General features: G+C 47.0%; 17 protein-coding genes. 12 read left to right on the forward strand and 5 right to left on the reverse strand.

What is annotated here, in order from left to right:
* Positions 1 to 16: 16 nt before the first annotated feature.
* On the forward strand, positions 17 to 2,398 hold the full coding sequence (locus ACJJI0_RS11965; RefSeq protein WP_444882741.1) for an autotransporter family protein: 2,382 nt from the start codon (positions 17 to 19) through the stop codon (positions 2,396 to 2,398).
* 38 nt (positions 2,399 to 2,436) lie between these two features.
* Here ACJJI0_RS11965 and ACJJI0_RS11970 read toward each other — a convergent pair whose 3' ends face one another.
* The 3 genes from ACJJI0_RS11970 to ACJJI0_RS11980 all read right to left on the reverse strand — a co-directional run bounded on the left by ACJJI0_RS11970 (position 2,437) and on the right by ACJJI0_RS11980 (position 5,514).
* The gene (locus ACJJI0_RS11970) at positions 2,437 to 3,333 is read right to left on the reverse strand and encodes a glycosyltransferase family 2 protein (protein ID WP_444882742.1); all 897 of its coding nucleotides are present in this window, start codon (positions 3,331 to 3,333) and stop codon (positions 2,437 to 2,439) included.
* Between the two features lie 269 nt (positions 3,334 to 3,602).
* Positions 3,603 to 4,529 (reverse strand): glycosyltransferase family 2 protein, encoded by a 927-nt coding sequence (locus ACJJI0_RS11975; protein WP_444882743.1) that lies wholly within the window; start codon positions 4,527 to 4,529, stop codon positions 3,603 to 3,605.
* A 217-nt stretch (positions 4,530 to 4,746) separates the two neighbouring features.
* On the reverse strand, positions 4,747 to 5,514 hold the full coding sequence (locus ACJJI0_RS11980) for a class II aldolase/adducin family protein (protein ID WP_444882744.1): 768 nt from the start codon (positions 5,512 to 5,514) through the stop codon (positions 4,747 to 4,749).
* An 81-nt stretch (positions 5,515 to 5,595) separates the two neighbouring features.
* Between ACJJI0_RS11980 and ACJJI0_RS11985 the strand changes: the two genes are divergently transcribed.
* Entirely contained in the window at positions 5,596 to 6,285 is a 690-nt protein-coding gene (locus ACJJI0_RS11985; RefSeq protein ID WP_444882745.1) for a Crp/Fnr family transcriptional regulator, read from the forward strand.
* A 7-nt stretch (positions 6,286 to 6,292) separates the two neighbouring features.
* Here ACJJI0_RS11985 and ACJJI0_RS11990 read toward each other — a convergent pair whose 3' ends face one another.
* On the reverse strand, positions 6,293 to 7,195 hold the full coding sequence (locus ACJJI0_RS11990; protein WP_444882746.1) for a bile acid:sodium symporter family protein: 903 nt from the start codon (positions 7,193 to 7,195) through the stop codon (positions 6,293 to 6,295).
* Positions 7,196 to 7,411: 216 nt separating this feature from the next.
* On the opposite strand from ACJJI0_RS11990, the gene ACJJI0_RS11995 reads away from it, so the two are divergent.
* The 10 genes from ACJJI0_RS11995 to ACJJI0_RS12040 all read left to right on the forward strand — a co-directional run bounded on the left by ACJJI0_RS11995 (position 7,412) and on the right by ACJJI0_RS12040 (position 18,613).
* Positions 7,412 to 8,368, forward strand: coding sequence for a DUF1853 family protein (locus ACJJI0_RS11995; protein ID WP_444882747.1), 957 nt, complete (start codon positions 7,412 to 7,414; stop codon positions 8,366 to 8,368).
* 173 nt (positions 8,369 to 8,541) lie between these two features.
* Positions 8,542 to 9,096, forward strand: coding sequence for a GbsR/MarR family transcriptional regulator (locus ACJJI0_RS12000; protein WP_444882748.1), 555 nt, complete (start codon positions 8,542 to 8,544; stop codon positions 9,094 to 9,096).
* 199 nt (positions 9,097 to 9,295) lie between these two features.
* Positions 9,296 to 10,690 carry a cytochrome ubiquinol oxidase subunit I gene (locus ACJJI0_RS12005; protein WP_252083301.1) on the forward strand — a complete coding sequence of 465 codons (1,395 nt, stop codon included), beginning with the start codon at positions 9,296 to 9,298 and terminating at the stop codon, positions 10,688 to 10,690.
* Positions 10,683 to 11,702: a cytochrome d ubiquinol oxidase subunit II gene (locus ACJJI0_RS12010; RefSeq protein WP_252083302.1), complete on the forward strand. Its 1,020-nt coding sequence runs from the start codon at positions 10,683 to 10,685 to the stop codon at positions 11,700 to 11,702. The genes ACJJI0_RS12005 and ACJJI0_RS12010 overlap by 8 nt, the downstream gene beginning before the upstream one ends.
* Before the next feature lie 206 nt (positions 11,703 to 11,908).
* Positions 11,909 to 12,601 (forward strand): TetR/AcrR family transcriptional regulator, encoded by a 693-nt coding sequence (locus tag ACJJI0_RS12015; protein ID WP_252083303.1) that lies wholly within the window; start codon positions 11,909 to 11,911, stop codon positions 12,599 to 12,601.
* A 511-nt stretch (positions 12,602 to 13,112) separates the two neighbouring features.
* Positions 13,113 to 13,364 (forward strand): HP1242/YdcH family protein, encoded by a 252-nt coding sequence (locus ACJJI0_RS12020; protein ID WP_444882749.1) that lies wholly within the window; start codon positions 13,113 to 13,115, stop codon positions 13,362 to 13,364.
* Between the two features lie 76 nt (positions 13,365 to 13,440).
* The gene (locus ACJJI0_RS12025) at positions 13,441 to 14,043 is read left to right on the forward strand and encodes a glutathione S-transferase N-terminal domain-containing protein (RefSeq protein ID WP_444882750.1); all 603 of its coding nucleotides are present in this window, start codon (positions 13,441 to 13,443) and stop codon (positions 14,041 to 14,043) included.
* A 226-nt stretch (positions 14,044 to 14,269) separates the two neighbouring features.
* Entirely contained in the window at positions 14,270 to 15,853 is a 1,584-nt protein-coding gene (locus ACJJI0_RS12030) for an ethylbenzene dehydrogenase-related protein (protein ID WP_444882751.1), read from the forward strand.
* Complete coding sequence (locus ACJJI0_RS12035) at positions 15,850 to 16,491, forward strand: Lcl C-terminal domain-containing protein (protein ID WP_444882752.1); 642 nt, start codon at positions 15,850 to 15,852, stop codon at positions 16,489 to 16,491. The genes ACJJI0_RS12030 and ACJJI0_RS12035 overlap by 4 nt, the downstream gene beginning before the upstream one ends.
* Before the next feature lie 79 nt (positions 16,492 to 16,570).
* Entirely contained in the window at positions 16,571 to 18,613 is a 2,043-nt protein-coding gene (locus ACJJI0_RS12040; protein ID WP_444882753.1) for a DNRLRE domain-containing protein, read from the forward strand.
* On the opposite strand, the gene ACJJI0_RS12045 is transcribed toward ACJJI0_RS12040, so the two are convergent.
* On the reverse strand, positions 18,524 to 20,512 hold the full coding sequence (locus ACJJI0_RS12045) for an alkyl/aryl-sulfatase (protein WP_444882754.1): 1,989 nt from the start codon (positions 20,510 to 20,512) through the stop codon (positions 18,524 to 18,526). The genes ACJJI0_RS12040 and ACJJI0_RS12045 overlap by 90 nt on opposite strands.
* Positions 20,513 to 20,535 lie beyond the last annotated feature (23 nt).

Genomic DNA, 20,535 nt, shown 5'->3' on the forward strand with positions numbered 1-20,535 from the left:
TGGCGGAACTCTGTAAATGAAACTTAGTGCAGACACCTCAATGGAAAACTATAAATCAAACTATTTCGTCCGCCAGTGGATTAATGCTTTACTTTTTTCTCCCGCATTGACACTAGCGATTATTTTGCCCTTGAAAGCCATCGCGCAGTGTACTCCGAGTAATACGGGTACCAATGGCGCAGATCAAATAACCTGTGACGAAGATAATGATGCAGAAGAGGCCGATGTCGATGCACTAGGCGGCAATGATACCTTAGATTTAAATGGCGGTACTATCAATAGCGCCTTCGGTGGCGAAGGCGATGATGCCATTCATGTGAAAGGGGCAATAGTTAAAGATTCTGTCTTTGGCGGAAATGGAAACGATCTAATCGTACTAGATAATCGCAATAGCGACATTGGTAACTACCTCAATGGCGGGGGGATATATGGCGGAGCTGGTGACGATAATATCCAAATTTTAGACGGACTCACCTTTCATGTTTGGGGTGGCGAAGGTAACGACCAAATCACTCTGGATGGAGGCTTCATTTTTAATTACCTGGATGCCGGCGGGGGAGATGATTACATCCATTGGGATGAGGGAATTAGCAATGAGATACGCGGTGGCACTGGGTCAGATACCTTAGTCATTGACTCCTACTCTTTCGAGGGTGATGCAATTTTAAATGGTGGTGATGATCTCAGTGCAGAAGATGGGGATATTGACACACTGATTTTCAAGCTAGACTATCGTGTGGATGGCAACAAACTAACCAACTGGGAACGTGTTGTTGTTTGGGGTAGTTCAAAAATTATTTTAACGGGCAGTTTAAATGTTGGCGGCGGCCAAGATGCTGATAACAATCCATTAGGGTTACACATCAAATGGGGCGGCCAAACTTTTATAGATGCCAGAGAGTATAGAATTACCGGCAACGTAGCTAACGACGGCACTATCGATCTTGCGAATAAAGAATTCAACACTCTAATCATTCAAAAAGATAGTGAAAATAATTATGGACACTATAGCGGCGACAACGGACGCCTGTGGTTAGATGTAGCACTCAATGACAGTTCTGCCGGCAGTGACCAGCTAATCATCAGAGGGGATACCAGCGGATCAACTTATGTAACCGTTTATAATCGCAACGGCACTGGCGCACGCACCCAAGACAATGGAATAAAACTAATTTCTATCGAGGGTGACTCTACTGAAGATGCCTTTATTTTAAACGGCGACTACATTACCAAGGATGAGCAACCAGCAACTATTGGTGGAGCATACGCCTATACCCTGCACCACAGTGACGAAACTGGAAATGAGGATGGTAATTGGTATCTACGTTCTACGGTAAGTAATTCAAGTCGCCTTCCCAAAGGCGGTATGATTCGCTGGCAGCCCGCTGCGGTAATGTATGAAACCCTTCCGCAAGTGCTGCGCTCTTTAAATATCCCCTCCACATTGCGGAGTCGTGTAGGCAATCGTTATTGGGTTGGTAGCAGTTATCGGGACGTCTATAACACCGATTACACCAGTTCATTGGAAACCGCTATTGATCGCAAGGGACTATGGCTACGTAATGGCGCACGCTACATAACTACAACTCCCAAAGAGTCCACCACCTGGGCAAGTTGGGATCAAACTTATTATCAATTTCAGGTTGGTATCGACTTTCCTCTCAACCTATTAATTCTTGACACCACACCTATTGTTAGTTTGGCTTTGCACTATGGCGATTCAAGAAATACAGTAGAATCTTTTTTTGGTGATGGTAATATAGATGCCAAAACATATGGGGTCAGTAGCTATTTAACCTGGTATGGCTACCAAGGCCTGTACCTGGATACTCAGTTTAAGCTAAGTTGGTTTGACTTTGACTTTGACGCAAAAGACCTACGTACTCTTCGTAATAGCAGTGAGGGCTATGGTTATGGCTTTTCTGTAGAAGGAGGGTGGAGTTTCAAGCTCTATGATTATTATTCCATTACCCCCCATGCACAACTTATTTATACTTCTGAGGAAGCGGAGGATTTCGAAGATACCTACGCCGTAAAAGTAGGAGATATTAATAATAATGGGTTTTTATTGCGCCTAGGCACCACTTTTGAAAAGCGCAAAAGCCAGCGTAAATCAAGTAGAAATATGTACGGCTCCCTACCTCTAGAGCGCTTTGGTTATTATGTAACTCCTGGAGTCACTCTAAATCTCAACCAGGAAACTGACTTAGTCGTTTCTGGAGCCCGCCTCTACCAAAAACCAGACTTTTGGTATGCAGACTTAAGAATGGGGGCTAGCTATGAGGAATGCGGGGACCACTGTTCCATTTATACCGAATTATTTTTCAGCAGCGGCCTGGAGAGTATTGGGGACAGTTTTGTAGGAGGGCTAGAGCTTGGGTTTCGTTATAAATGGTAGACTCTAGCTTCTAATCTCAACGACAATTCAATCTTTTACTATTTCAACAAATCATAGATGTCATATTCAGAGAAGACCTTCTTAATTTTGCAATCATTCCCCTGACGGTTCTTATGATTTTCCTTCATTAATGCATATTCTTGTGAGCCCTGAATCATTAAGAAGCGATGTCTCCAGCTACGGGAATCAGAAATACGCGCAGCTAAAGTCCCGCTTTTAATACTCATTGCCTTCAACCAAATATCATCTGCATTTGGGCACAGGGTCATAAATTTTTCGGAGTCAAACGCATCCTTATGCAAGGAGTTTGGAGGATACATAACTCCTCCCATGCCAGTTGGAAAGACTAAATGAGATGCCTCTGTGTCCTTTATGCTACTTTCCCAACTTCCATAAGGCAGTAGTGCTCCTTTTTTATCTAGACGCATTCGATGAGCCCTGTGGCAATAAATCTTAGATGGATCTTTTTCATATGCCTGATAAAGTAAATCAATCATATCCGGCGGATAAAGAACATCATCGTCAACAGTAACAATCAGGCTGTCAGGAAATCTTTCAAAAGCATAAACATATTTTTTATAGGGTCCCAGATCTTCCTCAACAAAAAATATTTGCAGCCCTCTTTGCTGTTGCTTTTTAAGGGTCTCGGGCAAAGTCTTATTTGGAAAGTTCTTGGTAGACAACCAAAGAACAATTGCATCAGCCTTAAGGGATTGCTGGAAGAGGCTTTCAATACACAAATATAAATCGTGGATTCGCTTATCGAAGGACGTTAGAGATATAACGATATTATCTTTCTTAGTATTTCCCACTCCAAGATCTGTATTGCTTGAAGCGTGTAGACCAAGCAACTGGCAGCGAACAAGTGCTTCCAACTTCAAATTATTGTTTAGGTCGTGCTTTTTTAAGCGCTTCTTTAAAAAATATTGGAACATTCAGGGCCATCCAGCAAACTCAACCTATTGTACCGAATAGCCGAACAGCAATCCGCTCAGCTTGGAAACACCATCAAAAGAGAAGAGGGCGGAAGTGGGTACAAACTTGGCAGATTATGCCAGATGCCACAGCCAATGGCCACTCAAACACCATATTTAGGACAAAAACCCAATTAAAGGCCGAGGGGCAGTTTCTTTCACCTAAAAAAAAGTGCTTGAGTAGCTTACCCCTATCTGGGGCAGCTCTGATCTTTCACCCAAGTCACCCCCTAGTGAGGACTTAAAACAGGCTGATTTCGCTCCTGTAAATAGTCAAGTAATTGATACTCTGAAAACACCCTTTTAATCTTGCAGTCATTACCACCTGTCCCTCTCAAGTTGATCTCCTTTAACTGTTGAATCTGTGACCCCTGAATAGTAAGAAAGCGTTCCCTCCAGTATCGATAGTCTGGAACCCTAGTAACATATTTTCCTCGCAATAAACTCATCGCCTTCAACCAAACATCATCAGCAGCAGGACATAACTCCATAAATTTTTTACTATTGAAAGCATCCTCATGTAATGAATCCGGAGGGTACAAAACCCCAGCCATTCCCGTAGCAAAAAGGAAAGGAGATGGCTCACTATTTAGCCCATAAGAGCGCCAACTTTCGTAAGGTTTCAATTCCCCTTTTCCGTTTAGCAGAATCTTATGTGCCCTATGACAATGGATATGTGAGGGAGCTCTCAAATAAGATTGATATAGTAAATCGATAGTATCTGAAGGATAAAGCACATCATCATCCACAGTGACAATGAGACTATTTGGAAACATATCAAAGGCATACATATATTTCATATAAGGCCCAAAATCATTCTCCACGAAATGAATTTGTAGGCCTCTAGCCTGCTGTTTTCGAAGTATCTCAGGTAATCTCCTATCGGGGAAATCACGTAAGGATAACCATAGAATTATTGCATCTGCTCTCAAGGATTGTTGATAAAGGCTTTCTATACATAAGTAAACATCATAAATACGCTTATTATAAGAAGTCAGCGAAACAACTATGTTATGCGGCTTATCATTGCCAACGCCGGATGACTCACAATTCAGAGCCTTCAAGCCTAGAAGATGACCTAAAACCAGAGACTCCACCTTTAAATTATTATTAGAGTCATGTTTTTTTAATCTTTTTTTAAGAAAGTACTGGAGCATGTTGGAATACCGTTGATTAGCCTTTGAGGACTCATTGGTGGCGACAAGCCCACATTAATTCCATTTTGTTGAAAGTAAAGTCCATTAGCTAGGTCTAAATCAGGGTTCCTTTCATTGTGGCGCTTAATTCCCCAGTATCCAGTTTAAATCTTAAATTTTTGATCAATGCCCTGAAATATAGAACCTAAAATCACATTCAGGGCATTTGGGACAGATGCTATTCAGTATACCCAGGGTTAACTCTATCCAGCCTCCTTAAAAATCCAGGCCAAGCCAATAGCCCCCCTTGATTACTGGTAACCATATCTCCTTCACTCACTATTTTATCCACAATATTTTGAGGCACCGGAGTGAGTGGTGGGTTACCAGCAAGAGCTGTAACCTGAATTTCACAGGCACGTTGCAATATAAACATTGCTAAAAAGGTATCAGGAATAGTAGAAGCACAGGTTAACAGTCCGTGATTGCGCAAGATCATATAGTTCGCTGATCCCAGGTCAGCCACCAAACGTGACTTTTCATCCTTGCGCACAGCAATTCCCTCATAGTCGTGGTAGGCAATACTTGAAAGGGGAAATAGTGATTGCTGCGAGATTGGCAGTAAACCCTCTGCATGAGCAGATACAGCTACTCCAGCAGTAGTATGGGTATGTATAACGCAGTGGGCATCTTTCCTCGCTTCATGAATTGCACTGTGAATAGTAAACCCTGCAGGATTCACCATTGCCGCACTTTCATCCACTTTTTCCCCCTGCAAATCGATTTTTACCAAACTGGAAGCAGTAATTTCATCGAAAAACATTCCAAAAGGGTTAATAAGAAAGTGTGATTCCGGCCCAGGAATACGTACAGAGAGATGAGTGAAAATAGTATCGTCCCACCCAAAATAGGCGATCAATCGGTAAGCCGCCGCCAAATCTATGCGTAATTGCCACTCTTCATCGCTAACGCGTCCCTCAAGTGAAGGTATGGTTTCCAGTTTCATCGTCCTCTCCCCAGCTTTATTAGAGCTCAAATTCTGAATCATCCCTGCTGTAAACACTGTCAAATTGTTTACACTTGGCAAATGAATAAAAACATTAGCTTCCTTGATAAATGCCCACTGCTAGCTGGCCTACCCGGTGAGGGTCGAGAATTCTTAGCCCAACAGGCACAATGCCAGTACTTTTCTCAGGGTGATAGCATCTACCCTTCGGGCTCCCATCAGGAGCGCCTTTCAATTATCGCTGAAGGGCAAGTAAGAATATGCTCCAGTAATTTTTCCGGGCGCGAAGCGACCCTTGCGATTTTAGATAGTGGAGCTTGGTTTGGTGATACCGTATTTTGCCCTGGCACTCCGCGAGTATTTGGAGCAAGCGCTCACACTGATTGTGCTGTAGTCGATATTCCGGGTGAAATCTTGAGGGCAAAAATGAAACAACACCCCGAAGCCTATCCAATAGCATTGGAACAAATTAGCCTCAGGCTTTGGACAGTAATGTCCATTATCCAGGACGATGTACTACGTGGTACCGAAGCGCGAATTGCTCGACGTCTGCTTTTTATGGCCCAAATGCACAACGGCGGCGAAAAAAGTGGCCCAACCAGTTTCCGCCTCACCAAAGAACTACTCGCCAACACCATGGGGATGACCCGGCAGGGAGTACACCGGGTATTAAAGAATATTGAATCCAAGGGACTAATAGAGTGCTCTTACGGTCGCATCAGTGTGCCGGATATCTCGCACTTGGATACCTATATAAAGCTGTTGGACTGAGAGGATTTCATCCAGCTCCGCCCGCCTCCGCCGCGCCTGCCTCGCCAGCTTCACGCGCTTTCTTGCGGCCATAATAGGCAAGCAACATCCCCGATGGAAACATAAGTACTCCATATACGGCTGAGGGCACCGACATTTCACTGGAGTGCATCAGTGTGAGGGTCACCATGAGACCAATAGTCCCGTTCTTGATGCCCAGCTCGGTAGCTACTGCCAGACCATCCCGCCGGGAAAGCCCACTGAAGTGGCTGATGATTAAGCCAGTCAACACCCCCAGTAAATTCAGCAAAATTGTAGAGGGGCCGGCCAACAGCATGAGCTCTCCAATCCGGTCTCTCATACCCCACACCAACCCCACCACTAAAATGACCAGTACCAACGCCCCAAAAATACTTACAATGCCCTCAGCGCGGCTGGCCAAATGAGGGTTCCAAGCCCGTATCAACATGCCAATCACCACGGGCAGCAAGACTATCACCGATAACATGGCGACAGTTTTGGCAAAAGGGAGAACGATTTCCTGCTCTGCTCCAAAGTATTGGCGCAGGGCGAAATTGGTGAAGAACGGCAGGGTCAGAATCGTAATTAGACTTGCCGAAACCGTTAACACTATGGAGAGCGCTACATTACCGCGAGCGAGTAACGTAAAAAGGTTTGAGGTCGTTCCACCCGGGCAGGCTGCAATAATCACCAAACCCACAGCTATCGGTGCGGGTAAACTGAGCGCCCAACACAGAACAAAAGCCACAAGTGGCATAAGTACAATCTGGGCAAGTGTGCCCACCACTAACCCACCTGGTTTTACCGTCACCTGATGGAAATCCCTGGCGGTCAGGGTCATTCCAATGCCCACCATAATGATAAACAGTGCGATGGGTAGACCGATCGAGATCATAGGCCCTGATTCCACATTCACCTCCTCTTTTTATTATTGTCTGGCTATATCTCCCCATATCCCATGTAGATTACGCTTTGGCAAAAACGTGTAATCCACACGAGGTGAGATATAGGGGGACAGCAGTTTTATTATTAAATATCTCTCTGGAAGATGAACCCTAGCACAGTCCCAAGTCAAGTGCCGACTCTGGTAGAATCAGAGAGCTTTTTTGCCGCTGACAGGGTTTATATGACCAATCGACTTCACAGCCCTATTGTAGATGACTGGTCCAACCTACTTTGGTCCCTGGGCAGTAGCGATATTGTTGATACTAGTGACAAATCAATTAGCACCATTGACCTGCCATGGCTACCTATGGCTCGCCGCAACCAATTGCACACTTATTTTTCCTGCAAAGAAGTCAAACAAGAATTAATAGATAAGCTCGAAACATACCTGATTGAAGGCGACCGGCACAAACCCACCAACCGGCTTGGCGTTTACTTTGAGCGACTCTGGTCTTTCGCTTTTCAATACCACCCCGATTACCAATTGCTGCACCAGAACCTGCCCCTACGTATTGAGGGTAGAACTCTCGGCGAACTGGACTTTGTGGTTCATCACCTACCCAGTAATCGCTGCGAGCACTGGGAGGTTGCGGTGAAGTTCTACCTCGCTCAGCCCGTCGGCTTCTGGGTTGGCCCAGGCCTCAAGGATCGCCTGGATATCAAATTAAAGCGTATGGCGGAACATCAACTGCCTCTCATCCATCAACAATCCGTACAACCTCTATTAGAAGCTCAGGAGCTTTATATTGATCGGCAGTGGACGCTGATGCCAGGCCGACTCTTTAACCGATTACCAACTTTTGGTAATCGGACAGCTGGGGGTAACCTGAAGCAACTATGCAATAGTAATTGGTGGACCGACTTGGAAACCCTCGGAAACCTTGCCACTCAAGGAAATATCTCAGCAGGCCTGCGCTGGCTCCAGCTTCCCAAAAAAGCCTGGCTAGCATCAATAGAATGGGAAGAACCCCACGGCGTCTCTTTTGAGCAACTTATGGCCGAACTACAGAGCTCAGTAATTGATAAGCCTCTATGTTTTGCTCTTATGGGCCAAGAAGGTGAAATGGGTCGCGGCTTTATTGTACCTAGCGACTGGCCGCGTAGAGCACAGGCATCACTCCCTCTGAAACACCCATAACGTCCTGAGAGAAAACACTTTCTGCCTACCACTACTTGTGGGCCCGTCCCCCCTGACAATTTACTTATCCACACCCACAGCAAAAAACTTAAAACAAAATTTTTCCAATTATTTATTGACTTGGATCAATTTACATTTACAATTTTCAGAAATTTCTGAAACTTAAGAAGAAAATGAAACTATCCAGTCAAGCCCAGGCTTTTGTACTGCACTTTGGAGAAATGGGCAGCCGGTGGGGTTTTAATCGCACCGTGGGCCAGATGTTTGCCCTGCTTACCATCCACCCTTCCCCCCTAAATGCCGAGCAGCTGGCTCAGGCACTGAAGATCAGTCGTGGCAATGTGAGTATGGGCCTCAAAGAACTGCAGGCCTGGCGCCTTATTGAGCTACAGCACCAGCCAGGTGACCGAAAAGACTATTTCACCGCTGCAGGCTCCATCTGGGAGCTTGCTCGAACTGTATTTGAAGAGCGACGTAAACGTGAACTGGACCCCACCCTGAGCCTATTGCGCCAGCTCTTGCTCAATGAGCCTCAGGATGAACAAGAAGCACAGGCTCAGGAGAAAATTCAAGAAGTCTACAGTCTGCTGGAATTACTTGAAGAGTTTGCCAACACCCTAAGCAAGCTGGAACACGACGATTTACTCAAGCTAATGAAACTGGGCTCCGGCATCGTCAAGCTACTGGAGCTGAAAAGTAAAATGACAGGAGGAAAGGCTCCAGAATAAACCTATACCTGAATTGCCCGCTGGGCAACCAAGACAGGCGGTAAAAGGATAAACCGCCGCCGACACAACGTCGGCAGCCGCTCAATAAACACCGTGGGTCCATACTCCTGCAATGGTGTTTAACGGGCACCCCCGGGCCTATCAGGAAGAGTCGCCCGGTTATCTGGTTAATAAATTAGTCCGACCAGCAGAGGCTCCCATGCTAGATACTCTGATCCTCTCTCGAATACAGTTTGCGGCCAATATCAGTTTTCATATTCTATTTCCCACCATCACAATAGCCCTCGCCTGGATTATTGTTTTCTTCAAGCTTCGCTACGACCAAACTGATAATCCGGTTTGGATGAGAGCCTATCGTTTTTGGGTAAAGGTTTTTGCCCTAACCTTCGCGCTCGGTGTCGTTAGTGGCATCACTATGTCTTTCCAATTTGGTACCAACTGGCCAGGATTTATGGCACGGGTTGGCAATATCGCCGGGCCTCTCTTGGGTTATGAAGTGCTTACCGCTTTTTTTCTGGAAGCCACTTTTCTAGGTATCATGTTGTTTGGAATAAATCGTGTCCCCAGCAAAGTTCACACCTTCTCAGCCTTTGTAGTGGCTATTGGCACCACACTTTCCGCCTTCTGGATCATTGCACTCAATTCCTGGATGCAGACCCCATCCGGCTTTGAACTACGAGATGGTGTCGCCTACCCAGAGAGCTGGCTGGCTATTATTTTTAATGCCTCTTTTCCCTATCGCCTCACTCATATGCTACTGGCCTCGGGTCTCACTGCAGCCTTCTTTGTCGCAGGTATCTCTGCTTACCGGATACTTAAAGGTGACCCAAAGCGTGCACCGCGGCTAGCACTAAAAACCGGATTAGTATTGGCAGCTGTTTTTATTCCAATCCAGATTTTTGTCGGCGACCTACACGGTCTTAACACTTTTAAGTATCAGCCGCAGAAAGTGGCGGCAATGGAGGGAGTATGGGAGACCGAAAGGGGCGCGCCACTATTACTCTTTGCAATACCCGATGGTGAGAAGAAGACCAATCATTTCGAGATAGCTATCCCCAAAATGGCCAGCTTTATTCTGACCCATGATTTAAATGGAGAAATAAAAGGTATCGAAGAATTCCCCAATGATCATCCGCCGGTTGCACCCGTTTTCTTCGCCTTCCGAATTATGGTGGGTATGGGGATATTAATGCTGGCTGTCGCCTGGGGAGGTTGCTACCTCCTCTGGCGGCGCAAAGAGCTACCCAACTGGGCGCTCAAAACCCTGGTAGGAATGACGTTCGCAGGTTGGGTAGCCACCTTAGCAGGCTGGTATGTCACTGAAATTGGTCGGCAACCATGGCTTGTGACCGGGGTTCTCAAAACCGCAGATGCCGTAACCCAGATTCCACCTTCCCATGTGGGCTTCTCTCTCACCCTATATCTGCTTGTCTATGTCATCCTGCTCTATGCCTATATTCACACCCTAAAAGTAATGGCTTTGAAATCGGTCAAAGTGGAGGAGTTTGAAACCAAAGAACCTCTCGCCGGTGGCAGCCTGACCAACCTACCGAAATCCACCCAAGAGCAATCCAAGGGGGAATCCCATGAATGAGGCCGCATCATCCGCAGCCTATTGGCTACCCGTTGTCTTTATCGGCCTAATGGGTCTAGCAGTACTGGTTTACGCCATTTTGGATGGTTACGACCTTGGGGTGGGTATTCTCCTCCCCCTGGGTAAGGAGGATGAGCCCCAGCGGGACACCATGATTGCCTCGATTGGTCCTTTCTGGGATGCCAATGAAACCTGGCTGGTGCTCGCCATCGGCCTGTTGCTTATCGCCTTTCCCATCGCCCACAACCTAGTGCTGATGCATCTCTATATTCCAGCAGCGATAATGCTGGTGGGGCTGATTTTGCGCGGTGTGGCTTTTGACTTCCGCGCCAAAGCGGCCGTGGGACACAAGCTCGCCTGGGACAGGACGTTTAAAGCAGGATCCATAATCACCAGCCTGGCCCAAGGTTATATGCTGGGGCAATATGTGATGGGGTTCCAGCCTGGCTGGCAGGCACAGCTTTTCTCTGCAGTCAGTGCCCTGGGGGTAACTGCCGCCTACAGCTATATGGGCTCGGCCTGGCTGGTATTGAAAACCGAGTCACTGTTGCAGGAACGGGCAGTACGCTGGGCGCGTCGGGCTGGGCGGGCGACTCTCCTTGGCGTAGTCTCAGTCTCCACGATCAATCCACTGGTCAATCCAGCCGTTTTTGATCGTTGGTTCAGCTATCCACTGGTGATGTTCGTACTCCTGATACCCACCCTGTGTTTTCTGGCTTTTATTTTTAATGACCTCCTGCTGGCCAGGTTACCCAAAGCCAACGATAGGCACAGTGCGCTGCCCTTCACATTGGTAGTGACTATTTTTCTGATGTGCTTTATCGGCCTGGCTTTTAGCTTCTTTCCCGACATAGTGCCTGGGCAGCTGAATATCTGGCAGGCAGCCAGTGCCACCGCTTCACTGAAATTCATTTTAGTGGGCGCACTGATTGTAGTGCCGATCATACTGATCTATACGGCATTCTCGTACTATGTGTTTCGCGGTAAAGCTTCCGAACTTCACTACCATTAGCACAACCTTTTTCGAATTGTGTGGGATAGTAACACTTGATCAAAATTAATCCGCCAGCGCGGAACTATCCCACAATTCGAACAAAATCCCCTTGCTCCCCGAAATTGGTACGATAATAATCATCAATTCCAGAAGACAATTTTTTACAAGGAAGTAAAGCGCACTTCTGGCGCTTGCCAACTGCGCTTGTCTAAGGGGAGGTGAATTTGAACCAAATCGATCGACGTGCTATTAGCCGGCGCGACACTGCTAGTCCGCGCAAACCACAACGTAAAAACGGCCGTGAGAAGTATGAAAAGCTTCTCGACGCGCTGGAAACCCTCATTGCCGAGCAGGATTCCACGGACATAAGTCTAGCCAATCTGAGCCAGGTAGCCGGGGTCCCAGCTGCATCCGTGTACCACTTTTTCCCAAGCGTAGATGCCAGCCTTACCGCTCTGGCGGAACGTCACTACAAGTCATTTGGCGATGTGGTACTGGGGCACTCTGATTTCTCACCAGCGGATAGCTGGCAAGATATGCTCTACCACCTGTGCGACTTAGTGCGTAGTTATTACGAAGATAATATCTCCGCACTCAAAGTACACTATGGGCCACAGTCCAGCTGGGCTCTACGTCAATTACAGATGGAAAACAACTGGCGCTTGGCAGATACCTTGATTAAGAATCTGTCTCGCGAATTTGAGTTGCCTCCATCACAGGACTGGCGCGACCGCTTTATGTGCGCCATCAATATCAATGATTCGTTTTGTTCCCAGGCGTACTCGCGTTTCGGAAGAATTACCGAGGAAGCCGCCGCAGAGGGCAAGCGTGCCGCTGCAGCTTACTTAAAGTTGTATCTCGGAGAGCTGTTGCAAAGACGTCAGTTGCGCTTTGCTCCATTAGAAGCCTCCGCATAAAGCCTAAATTTTATTAATTAAAATTTAGATAACATCGACACACCTAAGGCCTGGCAATAATATTTGCCAGGCTTTTTTGTGTACCCAACCAACAAAACTTCCAATTAGTTAAATTTCATTTTTTATCAATGTAAAAATTACGAATGCGGCAATACCGAAAGCCATTAACATTTCACCATCACTTTCGCCTTACAATGTCATAAACGACACACTCAGAGTAAACTTCTGATCAATCACAAGCATACTCTCTAAAAAAACTGGCATTCTAAAATTTTCTTTTGTTAGAATTTTTCTTCATAAAGAATACCGCCTTCAAGAAATCCTATAATTGAACAACCTTTTCACACCTAAAAATTAGCCGCCTAATACGTTATCAGCTTGAAACAACGGGGGTAAATCATCGTCCAATGATTAGCAGCCCAGTCTGCTTCTTGGTGGTGATTTTTGTGACTTCAAATTCACAAACTAATATTATCCTTGATGCTTTAACTGAATGGAGGGGAGGTTTTATATGTCCATAGCCGCGCATGAGCTGGAGTTAGATTTTCCCGAGTACGCCGATACTATCAAGCACCTGATCAGGAATGACTTAGAATTCAAGCTAGATAACGACCAATATCGAAAACTGGATAAACAAATTAGAGGACTACAGGATAGTGGCATCGGCACTGATGACGATCACTATTCAAGACTAAAAAAACAACGTGCCTATCTCAAACAACACCTCTATAACCGTATTACTGATGTCATTCCCCATCATTAGTAGTTATTTTGCAAAATTAGCGGCGCCTCATCACCAATGCCGACCATATAGAGTGGTTGAGTGATTAAGCGCCGTTATGCAACTCTTTCTGACTTACTCCTCCCCCTTTGCCCGAAAAACCCGAATTGTTATAGAAGAACTCAAGTTACACTCCCGCGTTAGTGAGGTTTTTTCTCACCCTTTTCACAATACAAATGATTTAATATCCAATAATCCTTTAGGTAAAGTTCCCTGCCTGACCTTAGATAACGGCAACGTTATTATGGATAGCGAAGTGATCTGTGAGTTCCTAGATAAACAACTTGGAGAAGGCCACCTCAGCTCTGCGATAGACAATGACTGGAATTTAAAAACACTCTATAGTGTGTCCTCAGGTCTAATGGAGATCTTGGTTCACAGACAGGTAGAGAAAATTCGCGGGCGTGAAGGGCTTCAGTCAGAATTTTGGTGGCAGCGCTACAACAGTGCAATCAATCGTACCCTGGATTTTTTTGAAGCCAGAGTCCTTCAATTTCCCCAGACATTTTGTCTTCTACAAATTGCGCTCGGCTCAGCACTTTCATACCTAGATTTTCGGCACGAAGACTTCAACTGGCGCAAAGATAGGCCACAACTAAGCGCCCTGTCAGAAATCCTCGAAGTACGAGAAAGCTTCAAAATAACGCCATTACGCGACTAACTTAGCTCTTAAATCTGTAAGTAAAACTTAGCGTCGCCAAGACTGCCTGCAATTCCACCTAATTAAGCATGACTTAAATATTTTCAACGTATCTCCCTACATCACTTTTCTAGCAAAGACTGCATTTTGGCGGAGTAATGAGTTTTAACCATTTCTCAGAGCCACATAAGTTTCTCTAAACTGTCATATCCCGCCGATAGCCTGTGGGCTTTTTTAGGGCCTAATTATGTCTGACAGATCAAAAAGCCCCATGTGGATACTGCTGCATACTGCATTAGCAATAGCAGTGATCTGCAGTCTTTTCAGTGGGTTGCGTATTGCCACACTCACTAAACCCGCCATTGCCTCAATTGAAGAACTGCTGCCCCAGGGAGAGGTACACAGTGTACATTTCTTCTCTGCACTCCTGCTTTCGCTGGTTGCCCTTTCTTATTTATACTCGAATGCTATTCGACTTTATCGAATTGAACAATCATGCGCTCATAAACAATGGAATTACCACCGAGTAGTCACCTGGGGGGGCATTAGCCTCATTGGCATCTCGTTGGCCAGTGGCTGGCTGCTCTTTGCTGGGGTAGGCCAGTTATCACTGGTCCGAATATTACATTTTTTCGCCGCGCTTGGACTCAGCGTCTATATTTTTCTACACGCAGGCGTTTATCTACTGCAGTTCGGGCAAAGTGCTCTTCTCTATATCCTCAAGCCAGCCACAAACAGAAGAGTTCAACTGGCATTGCTATGTAGTTTGCTGCCCATCTTTCTGCTCAGCGGTTGGCTGCTTCTGACCAAATTTTCTTATTATCAACTGCCGGTAACCTCAATTCCTATCCATACGATCATTGATATTGATGGCCATGCCGATGAACCCCAATGGGCAAAAGCTCAGCCACTAAAAATCAGTACCGATGGCGGCGCAAATTTTTATCAAGGTCGTACTGATGTGCATCTCAAAGCTCTGCAAAATGGTGAGGAGATTTATTTTCATATTTCCTGGCAGGATCCCACAGAAAGCCTGACTCATTTACCCCTGATAAAAACGGATCAAGGTTGGAAGATCCAGCAGCAAGGTTTTGATAATTTTGATGAAAAGAATTTTTACGAAGACAAATTTGCCTTGTTACTTTCCAGTCACTGTGACTTCGGAGGTGCTGGCACCGCCCATCTCGGACGTTCACCACTGGCAAACAAGCCATCAAACTGGCATGGCAAGGGGTATCACTACAGCCAATCGGGGCAACTTCACGATCTTTGGCACTGGAAAGCAGTACGCACTAATAAAATGTATCTGGCGGATGACAATTTTATCGGCGCGCCAGATAAAGTGCGTGCAGGTAAACGCCGCTACACGGCAGGTTACCAACAGGATGCAAAGGAATCCGGTGCTTATTTACTGAACTGGAAATGGTATTCCCCCACTGGCATCACTCCTAAACGCTTGCCTAGTGATGCTAATGTATTGGCTCCCTTTCAAAATGTTAAAGAAGGCCAGGAGCTTGATTGGACCATCTCCTGGTTTGATTACCAACCTTACTCAGCAGAAAGCGACCGGATAGCACCAGGAACTCTAATGCCTTCGGTACTTTATACCTCCAATCGCTTCGAGGGTGATCGTGCGGATGTTAGAGCCAAAGGTATTTGGCGTGATGGATACTGGTCGCTAGAGCTTGTACGCAAATTAAATACAGCCTCTCCCCTGGACATTCCTATCGAAGATGGCACCTGCCTGTGGGTTTCCGCATTTGATCGCGCACAAGTTGCCCACACCCGTCATACCAGAGCCATCCAACTGAATCTGAGTAAAGCGCTATGATCACGCGACTCTTTTTGATTTTTATTCTCCCCGCCTGTCTGATTGGTGCTGCCGTTATCCACACACCACAGGCTCCAAAACCGCAGCAATACCACCTTCTAAAAGTGAGCGCTGAGGGAAAAGTAATGGATACCTGGGAGGGCCCCTGGTCCTGTGTCTGCGATAGCCGCAGCGGTCTGCTGTGGGAGGTCAAGACAGATAGTGAGGACATTCACGATGGACGTTGGACTTATTCGCGGCTATTAAACAATCAGGGCGTTGCCAATAATGGAGATTGTTATTTCGAAGCAGAGCGCTGTGACACAGAGGATTTAATCCGGCACACTAACCGGGAACAACTCTGTGATGCAAAACATTGGCGCCTGCCCTCCGCCAGCGAACTGCGTTCACTGGTGGCTCCAGACGCACAGCTGGGAAGCCCCAGTATCGAAACTGGATACTTCCCCAAAACCCAGCGCGGTGATTACTGGACCAGTGATGGCGACCTCCCCCTCGAAGGCATCTACTCCTATCTAAAAGTCGGTGGCGCAGCGGTCAATTTTATAAATGGGCAAACCGTCACAATTCCCTACCGCAATGCAGCTTTCACACGCTTGGTAACCAATCGTTCAAGCATCTGTCACATCGTTCCCCAATAATTCCTGCGCGCCACCAACCTGCCCCCTCCAGGCGGTGGCCTCTCACAAAAAGTCCCAACTTTGCAGAGGAATTTCCGCAATGATACGATACATAGGCCCCGCTCTCACTTTTTCGACATTGTTGCTGGCAGTCAACGTCAGTGCCGCCACCAAACACTACCGCCTTGCCTGGGATGGCGATGCTTCCAGCAGTGCTGTCATCGGTTTTTCTCCAGATGGCAACAGCAGTAATCCCTATGTCAGCTACGGTTACTCCACCAATGAAAGCAGCTGGAACAGCGCATTTGTCAGCAATAGCGAAACATTCGATAGCGGTATCACCAGCCATTTTGTACGCCTGCAAAATTTGAATGCGGACTCTCCTGTTTATTTTCGTGTATGTGACCAAAATGGCTGTGGTGAGCGATTTTGGTTTAGGACAGCTCCAGCAGAAAACGCGCCTTTTGTAGTAATTGCCGGTGGTGATACCCGCACAGGACATACCACTCGTCGCCAGGGAAATACTCTGCTAGCTAAAATACGCCCTCTCGCAGTGATGCATGGCGGCGACTTCACCAACGCCAATAGCGCCTCAGAAATGCGTGAATTCCTCGACGACTGGGAGTTGACTTACTCCAGCGATACGATTGATGGTTATAGCTACAAGCGAATCTACCCATTGATCCCCACTCACGGCAATCACGAAGATGATAATTACTCGACCATCTGCGAAGTCTTCGGCGTGGATTTTAATGGCGATGGAGACTGTTCGCCCAGCGACACTTATGGTGCCGTGCAGGTGTCACCTTTACTGCGTATTTACACCTTAAATAGCCAGTTTCAGAATAGTGGATGGTCCTCTTACGCCAGCGCAATGAATAATTGGCTGTCGAGCGATTTATCCAGCTATGGCAGCGCCGCCAGCTGGCGTCTCGCCCAATATCACAAGCCCATGTTCCCCCATTACAGCGGCAAGTCTGACAATCCCACTTTATTTAACTGGTGGGCGCAGCCATTTTACGACTATGCGATGAACCTGGTGGTGGAATCCGATACTCATCTCACCAAAATGACTGAGGCCGTGATACCCAGTGGCAATAACTTTTCTACCACCACCAACGGCGGTACCGTTTACGTGGGGGAAGGGAGTTGGGGCGCTCCAGCGCGTTCCGCTAACGACGCCAAAACCTGGACCATCGACATGGCCAGTATCCAGCAGTTTAAGGTCATCCAGGTGAGTGAAAGTGGACTGGTAGTGCGCACCGCACAGTTCGATGACACTGCAGAAACTCTGACTCGGGAGGCGCGGGCCGCCGATCCACTCATCCTGCCAGATAATGTGAATTGGTGGACCGCCAACCGCCTGGGGGAATCCATGAATTTGATCGCTAATAACGCTGGTCGCAGCGTGATTCAAGAGAGCTCAGATAGTAACGGCAGCTTTTCCCTACCAATAAGCGATGATGTGTTTATCTCCTCCCGTTACGCATCAAATAATTTTAACCATGACCCCGAAGGACTACTGGCCGATGGGAGTGACCACACCTATGGGACACTCTACACACTGATTAAATTTGATCTAGGCAGTCTTTCCGGCTGCTCCTCTATCAGCTCTGCCATTCTGCAGCTGAATGTCACGAATCGATCGGGTAGCACTTTCGGTATCTACCAGGCCGCCAATAACTGGAGTGAGGAAAACGCCACCTGGAACTCTGTGGGGGGCTCATCGGTACGTGGCAATCTGGCAGAGAGCTTTGTGCCTTTTTATAAGGGTTTAGAAAGTATCGATCTTCTGTCTTCCGGGCTTCTCAATAGTTGGCTTAGCGGTATAAATACCGGGCTTGTTATTGCCGCGCGCAGTGGTAATAACGGTGTGGACTTCACTTCCAAGGAAAGCGGCATGTCACCGGCACTCAAAGTTGAGGCTACTTGTAACAATTTTGCTCTAAAAGCGAAGCCGGCCTCATCCACTTATCAGGGACTCATACCGCAACGAGTAACGGGTGATATTAGGCCCGACAAACTGTTGCCCACCTTGCCCGGCATCTCCCAATTAAGGGGTCACCAGGTTGAAGTTCCTATCAAACTTATCGAAGAGTCTGCCAAACTGGATCAAAGCCAAGGGATTGCCGCGCACCTTTAAGCGCCCCTCCTTGATCATGGTGGGAGCACCGACCAAACCACTGAACATCAGTCGCAGGTCGGTGCTACTTAGTGCCAGACTCGCTGAGGGATCTTCACTGTGTCGATCTGGATAACCGTGTAAAACTCCATTTTTAACGACCACTAAGTATTTATTTTTGTTGTCCGTCATCTCAATATTTAAGCGGATATCCGCTTCCGCCGCCTTCTCCCCATTAAGGCGCACCGCCATGGCATCGAATAGAAGTTGTAGAGGCACCCGCGCAACAATTTCTTCCGGCGGCTGCATCTCCTCACGGAACTCAACTCCGTGGCGTAACTCCCTGGCACCGCTTAAATAAAAATTGCGCCAAATTCCAGACTCCGCCTGATACCCCAGCTGTTCGAAAGCATCCGCCAATAAATAACGGGCCTCCTGATTTTTTGGCTCAGCAAAAACCAAGTGCTTTAACACCATCGCCACCCAACGGTAATTTCCCCGGGAAAAATCCTGCCGTGCCCGTTTCATTATTTCTTCTTCCCCCCCCATATACTCTACATAGTGAAGCGCGGCTTCTTCCTGAGGGAGTGGGTGTAGATTGGAAGGGTTCCCATCAAAATATCCTAGATAACGGTTGTACACCGCTTTTGCGCCCACATTGACCGTACCGTAATAACCCCGGTTAGCCCAGGTGTGGGAGAGCGCCTCTGGCAATTGTATTTGTTCGGCGATTTCGATCATGTCGTGGCCATGGTTAGCCAGGCGTAGAGTCTGATCGTGAATATATTTGTAGAGATCTCGTTGCTTTACTAGGTAATCCAGCACCTCACTATTTCCCCAGGTGGGCCAGTGATGGCTACTGAAAACCACCTGGGTATCTCCACCAAATTTTTCCATGGCTCTCTCTATGTAGCGACTCCACGCCAGCGCATCCCGAGTTTTAGCGCCGCGAAGCGTATAGATATTATGTAAAGTGTGATTGGCAATCTCACTCATACATAGGGCGTTAAACTGGGGAAAGAAGAAGACCATCTCAGTTGGAGCTTCGGCTCCAGGGGTGCTCATAAAGATGATATCTACACCATCTATTTTCATCTCTGCCCCTTCTTCGGGAATCAACTGTGTAGGCGTTGCAATACCGTGCTCTCCATCAGACACGCGATTGCCAAGACCCGAGGACACAAATCCATCTGGGCTGGATGGTAACAGGTCCCCAAATTGGTAGAGCGCCCGCCGCTGCATCACATTGCCCGAGCGTACATTCTCACTGATTGCCTCCTCGGAAAATCCGTCAGGCGCGATAATTTCCACACTTCCTTCGGCTAGCTGTTGCATGGTGAGAACTCCCGCTACACCGGCAAAATGATCCGCATGGCTGTGGGTAAAAATTACAGCGCTAACAGGCCTATTGCCTAACGTCCTATTAGCCAGGGCCAAGCCAGCAGCAGCTGTCTCCATAGAGGTTAGGGGATCAATAACAATCCATCCCGTTTCCCCTTTGATCAAGGTCATATTGGCTAGGTCTAGTGAGCGAACCTGGTAAATCCCCTCAACAACTTCAAACAACCCATTATTCAAAGCATTAAGTTGAGCCTGCCGCCAAAGACTCGGATTAACTGTATCCTTTGGCGCCCCATCTAGAAATTGCATCTGAGCCAGTCCATAGATCTCCCTTCCCATAGCGTTTGTAACCTGTGCTCCCGGAATCGTGGCAATAAACCCACGTTTGGCTAGCTGGAAATCCAAGTCATTGGAGAAGGGCAGTTGCTTCTCTACAGACAAGTTATGCGCTTTGGTGACTTTGCTCGCCGGCTTAACTTTGGCATTCAGTTCCTCAGAATGTTTGTTCGCTTTTTGTGAATATTCACCACAGGCCATCAATAAAAGACAAAGCACCCCAAAAATAAAATAAATACGCATACAAAATCTCCTTATAAATCATT

The sequence above is a fragment of the Microbulbifer mixtoriginis (SeqCode) genome (assembly GCF_052466695.1).

Coding starts and splice junctions, on each gene's coding strand:
- ACJJI0_RS11965 (WP_444882741.1), top strand. CDS start 17: ATGAAACTTAGTGCAGACACCTCAATGGAAAACTATAAATCAAACTAT.
- ACJJI0_RS11970 (WP_444882742.1), bottom strand. CDS start 3,333: ATGTTCCAATATTTTTTAAAGAAGCGCTTAAAAAAGCACGACCTAAAC.
- ACJJI0_RS11975 (WP_444882743.1), bottom strand. CDS start 4,529: ATGCTCCAGTACTTTCTTAAAAAAAGATTAAAAAAACATGACTCTAAT.
- ACJJI0_RS11980 (WP_444882744.1), bottom strand. CDS start 5,514: ATGAAACTGGAAACCATACCTTCACTTGAGGGACGCGTTAGCGATGAA.
- ACJJI0_RS11985 (WP_444882745.1), top strand. CDS start 5,596: ATGAATAAAAACATTAGCTTCCTTGATAAATGCCCACTGCTAGCTGGC.
- ACJJI0_RS11995 (WP_444882747.1), top strand. CDS start 7,412: ATGACCAATCGACTTCACAGCCCTATTGTAGATGACTGGTCCAACCTA.
- ACJJI0_RS12000 (WP_444882748.1), top strand. CDS start 8,542: ATGAAACTATCCAGTCAAGCCCAGGCTTTTGTACTGCACTTTGGAGAA.
- ACJJI0_RS12005 (WP_252083301.1), top strand. CDS start 9,296: ATGCTAGATACTCTGATCCTCTCTCGAATACAGTTTGCGGCCAATATC.
- ACJJI0_RS12010 (WP_252083302.1), top strand. CDS start 10,683: ATGAATGAGGCCGCATCATCCGCAGCCTATTGGCTACCCGTTGTCTTT.
- ACJJI0_RS12020 (WP_444882749.1), top strand. CDS start 13,113: ATGTCCATAGCCGCGCATGAGCTGGAGTTAGATTTTCCCGAGTACGCC.
- ACJJI0_RS12025 (WP_444882750.1), top strand. CDS start 13,441: ATGCAACTCTTTCTGACTTACTCCTCCCCCTTTGCCCGAAAAACCCGA.
- ACJJI0_RS12030 (WP_444882751.1), top strand. CDS start 14,270: ATGTCTGACAGATCAAAAAGCCCCATGTGGATACTGCTGCATACTGCA.
- ACJJI0_RS12035 (WP_444882752.1), top strand. CDS start 15,850: ATGATCACGCGACTCTTTTTGATTTTTATTCTCCCCGCCTGTCTGATT.
- ACJJI0_RS12040 (WP_444882753.1), top strand. CDS start 16,571: ATGATACGATACATAGGCCCCGCTCTCACTTTTTCGACATTGTTGCTG.
- ACJJI0_RS12045 (WP_444882754.1), bottom strand. CDS start 20,512: ATGCGTATTTATTTTATTTTTGGGGTGCTTTGTCTTTTATTGATGGCC.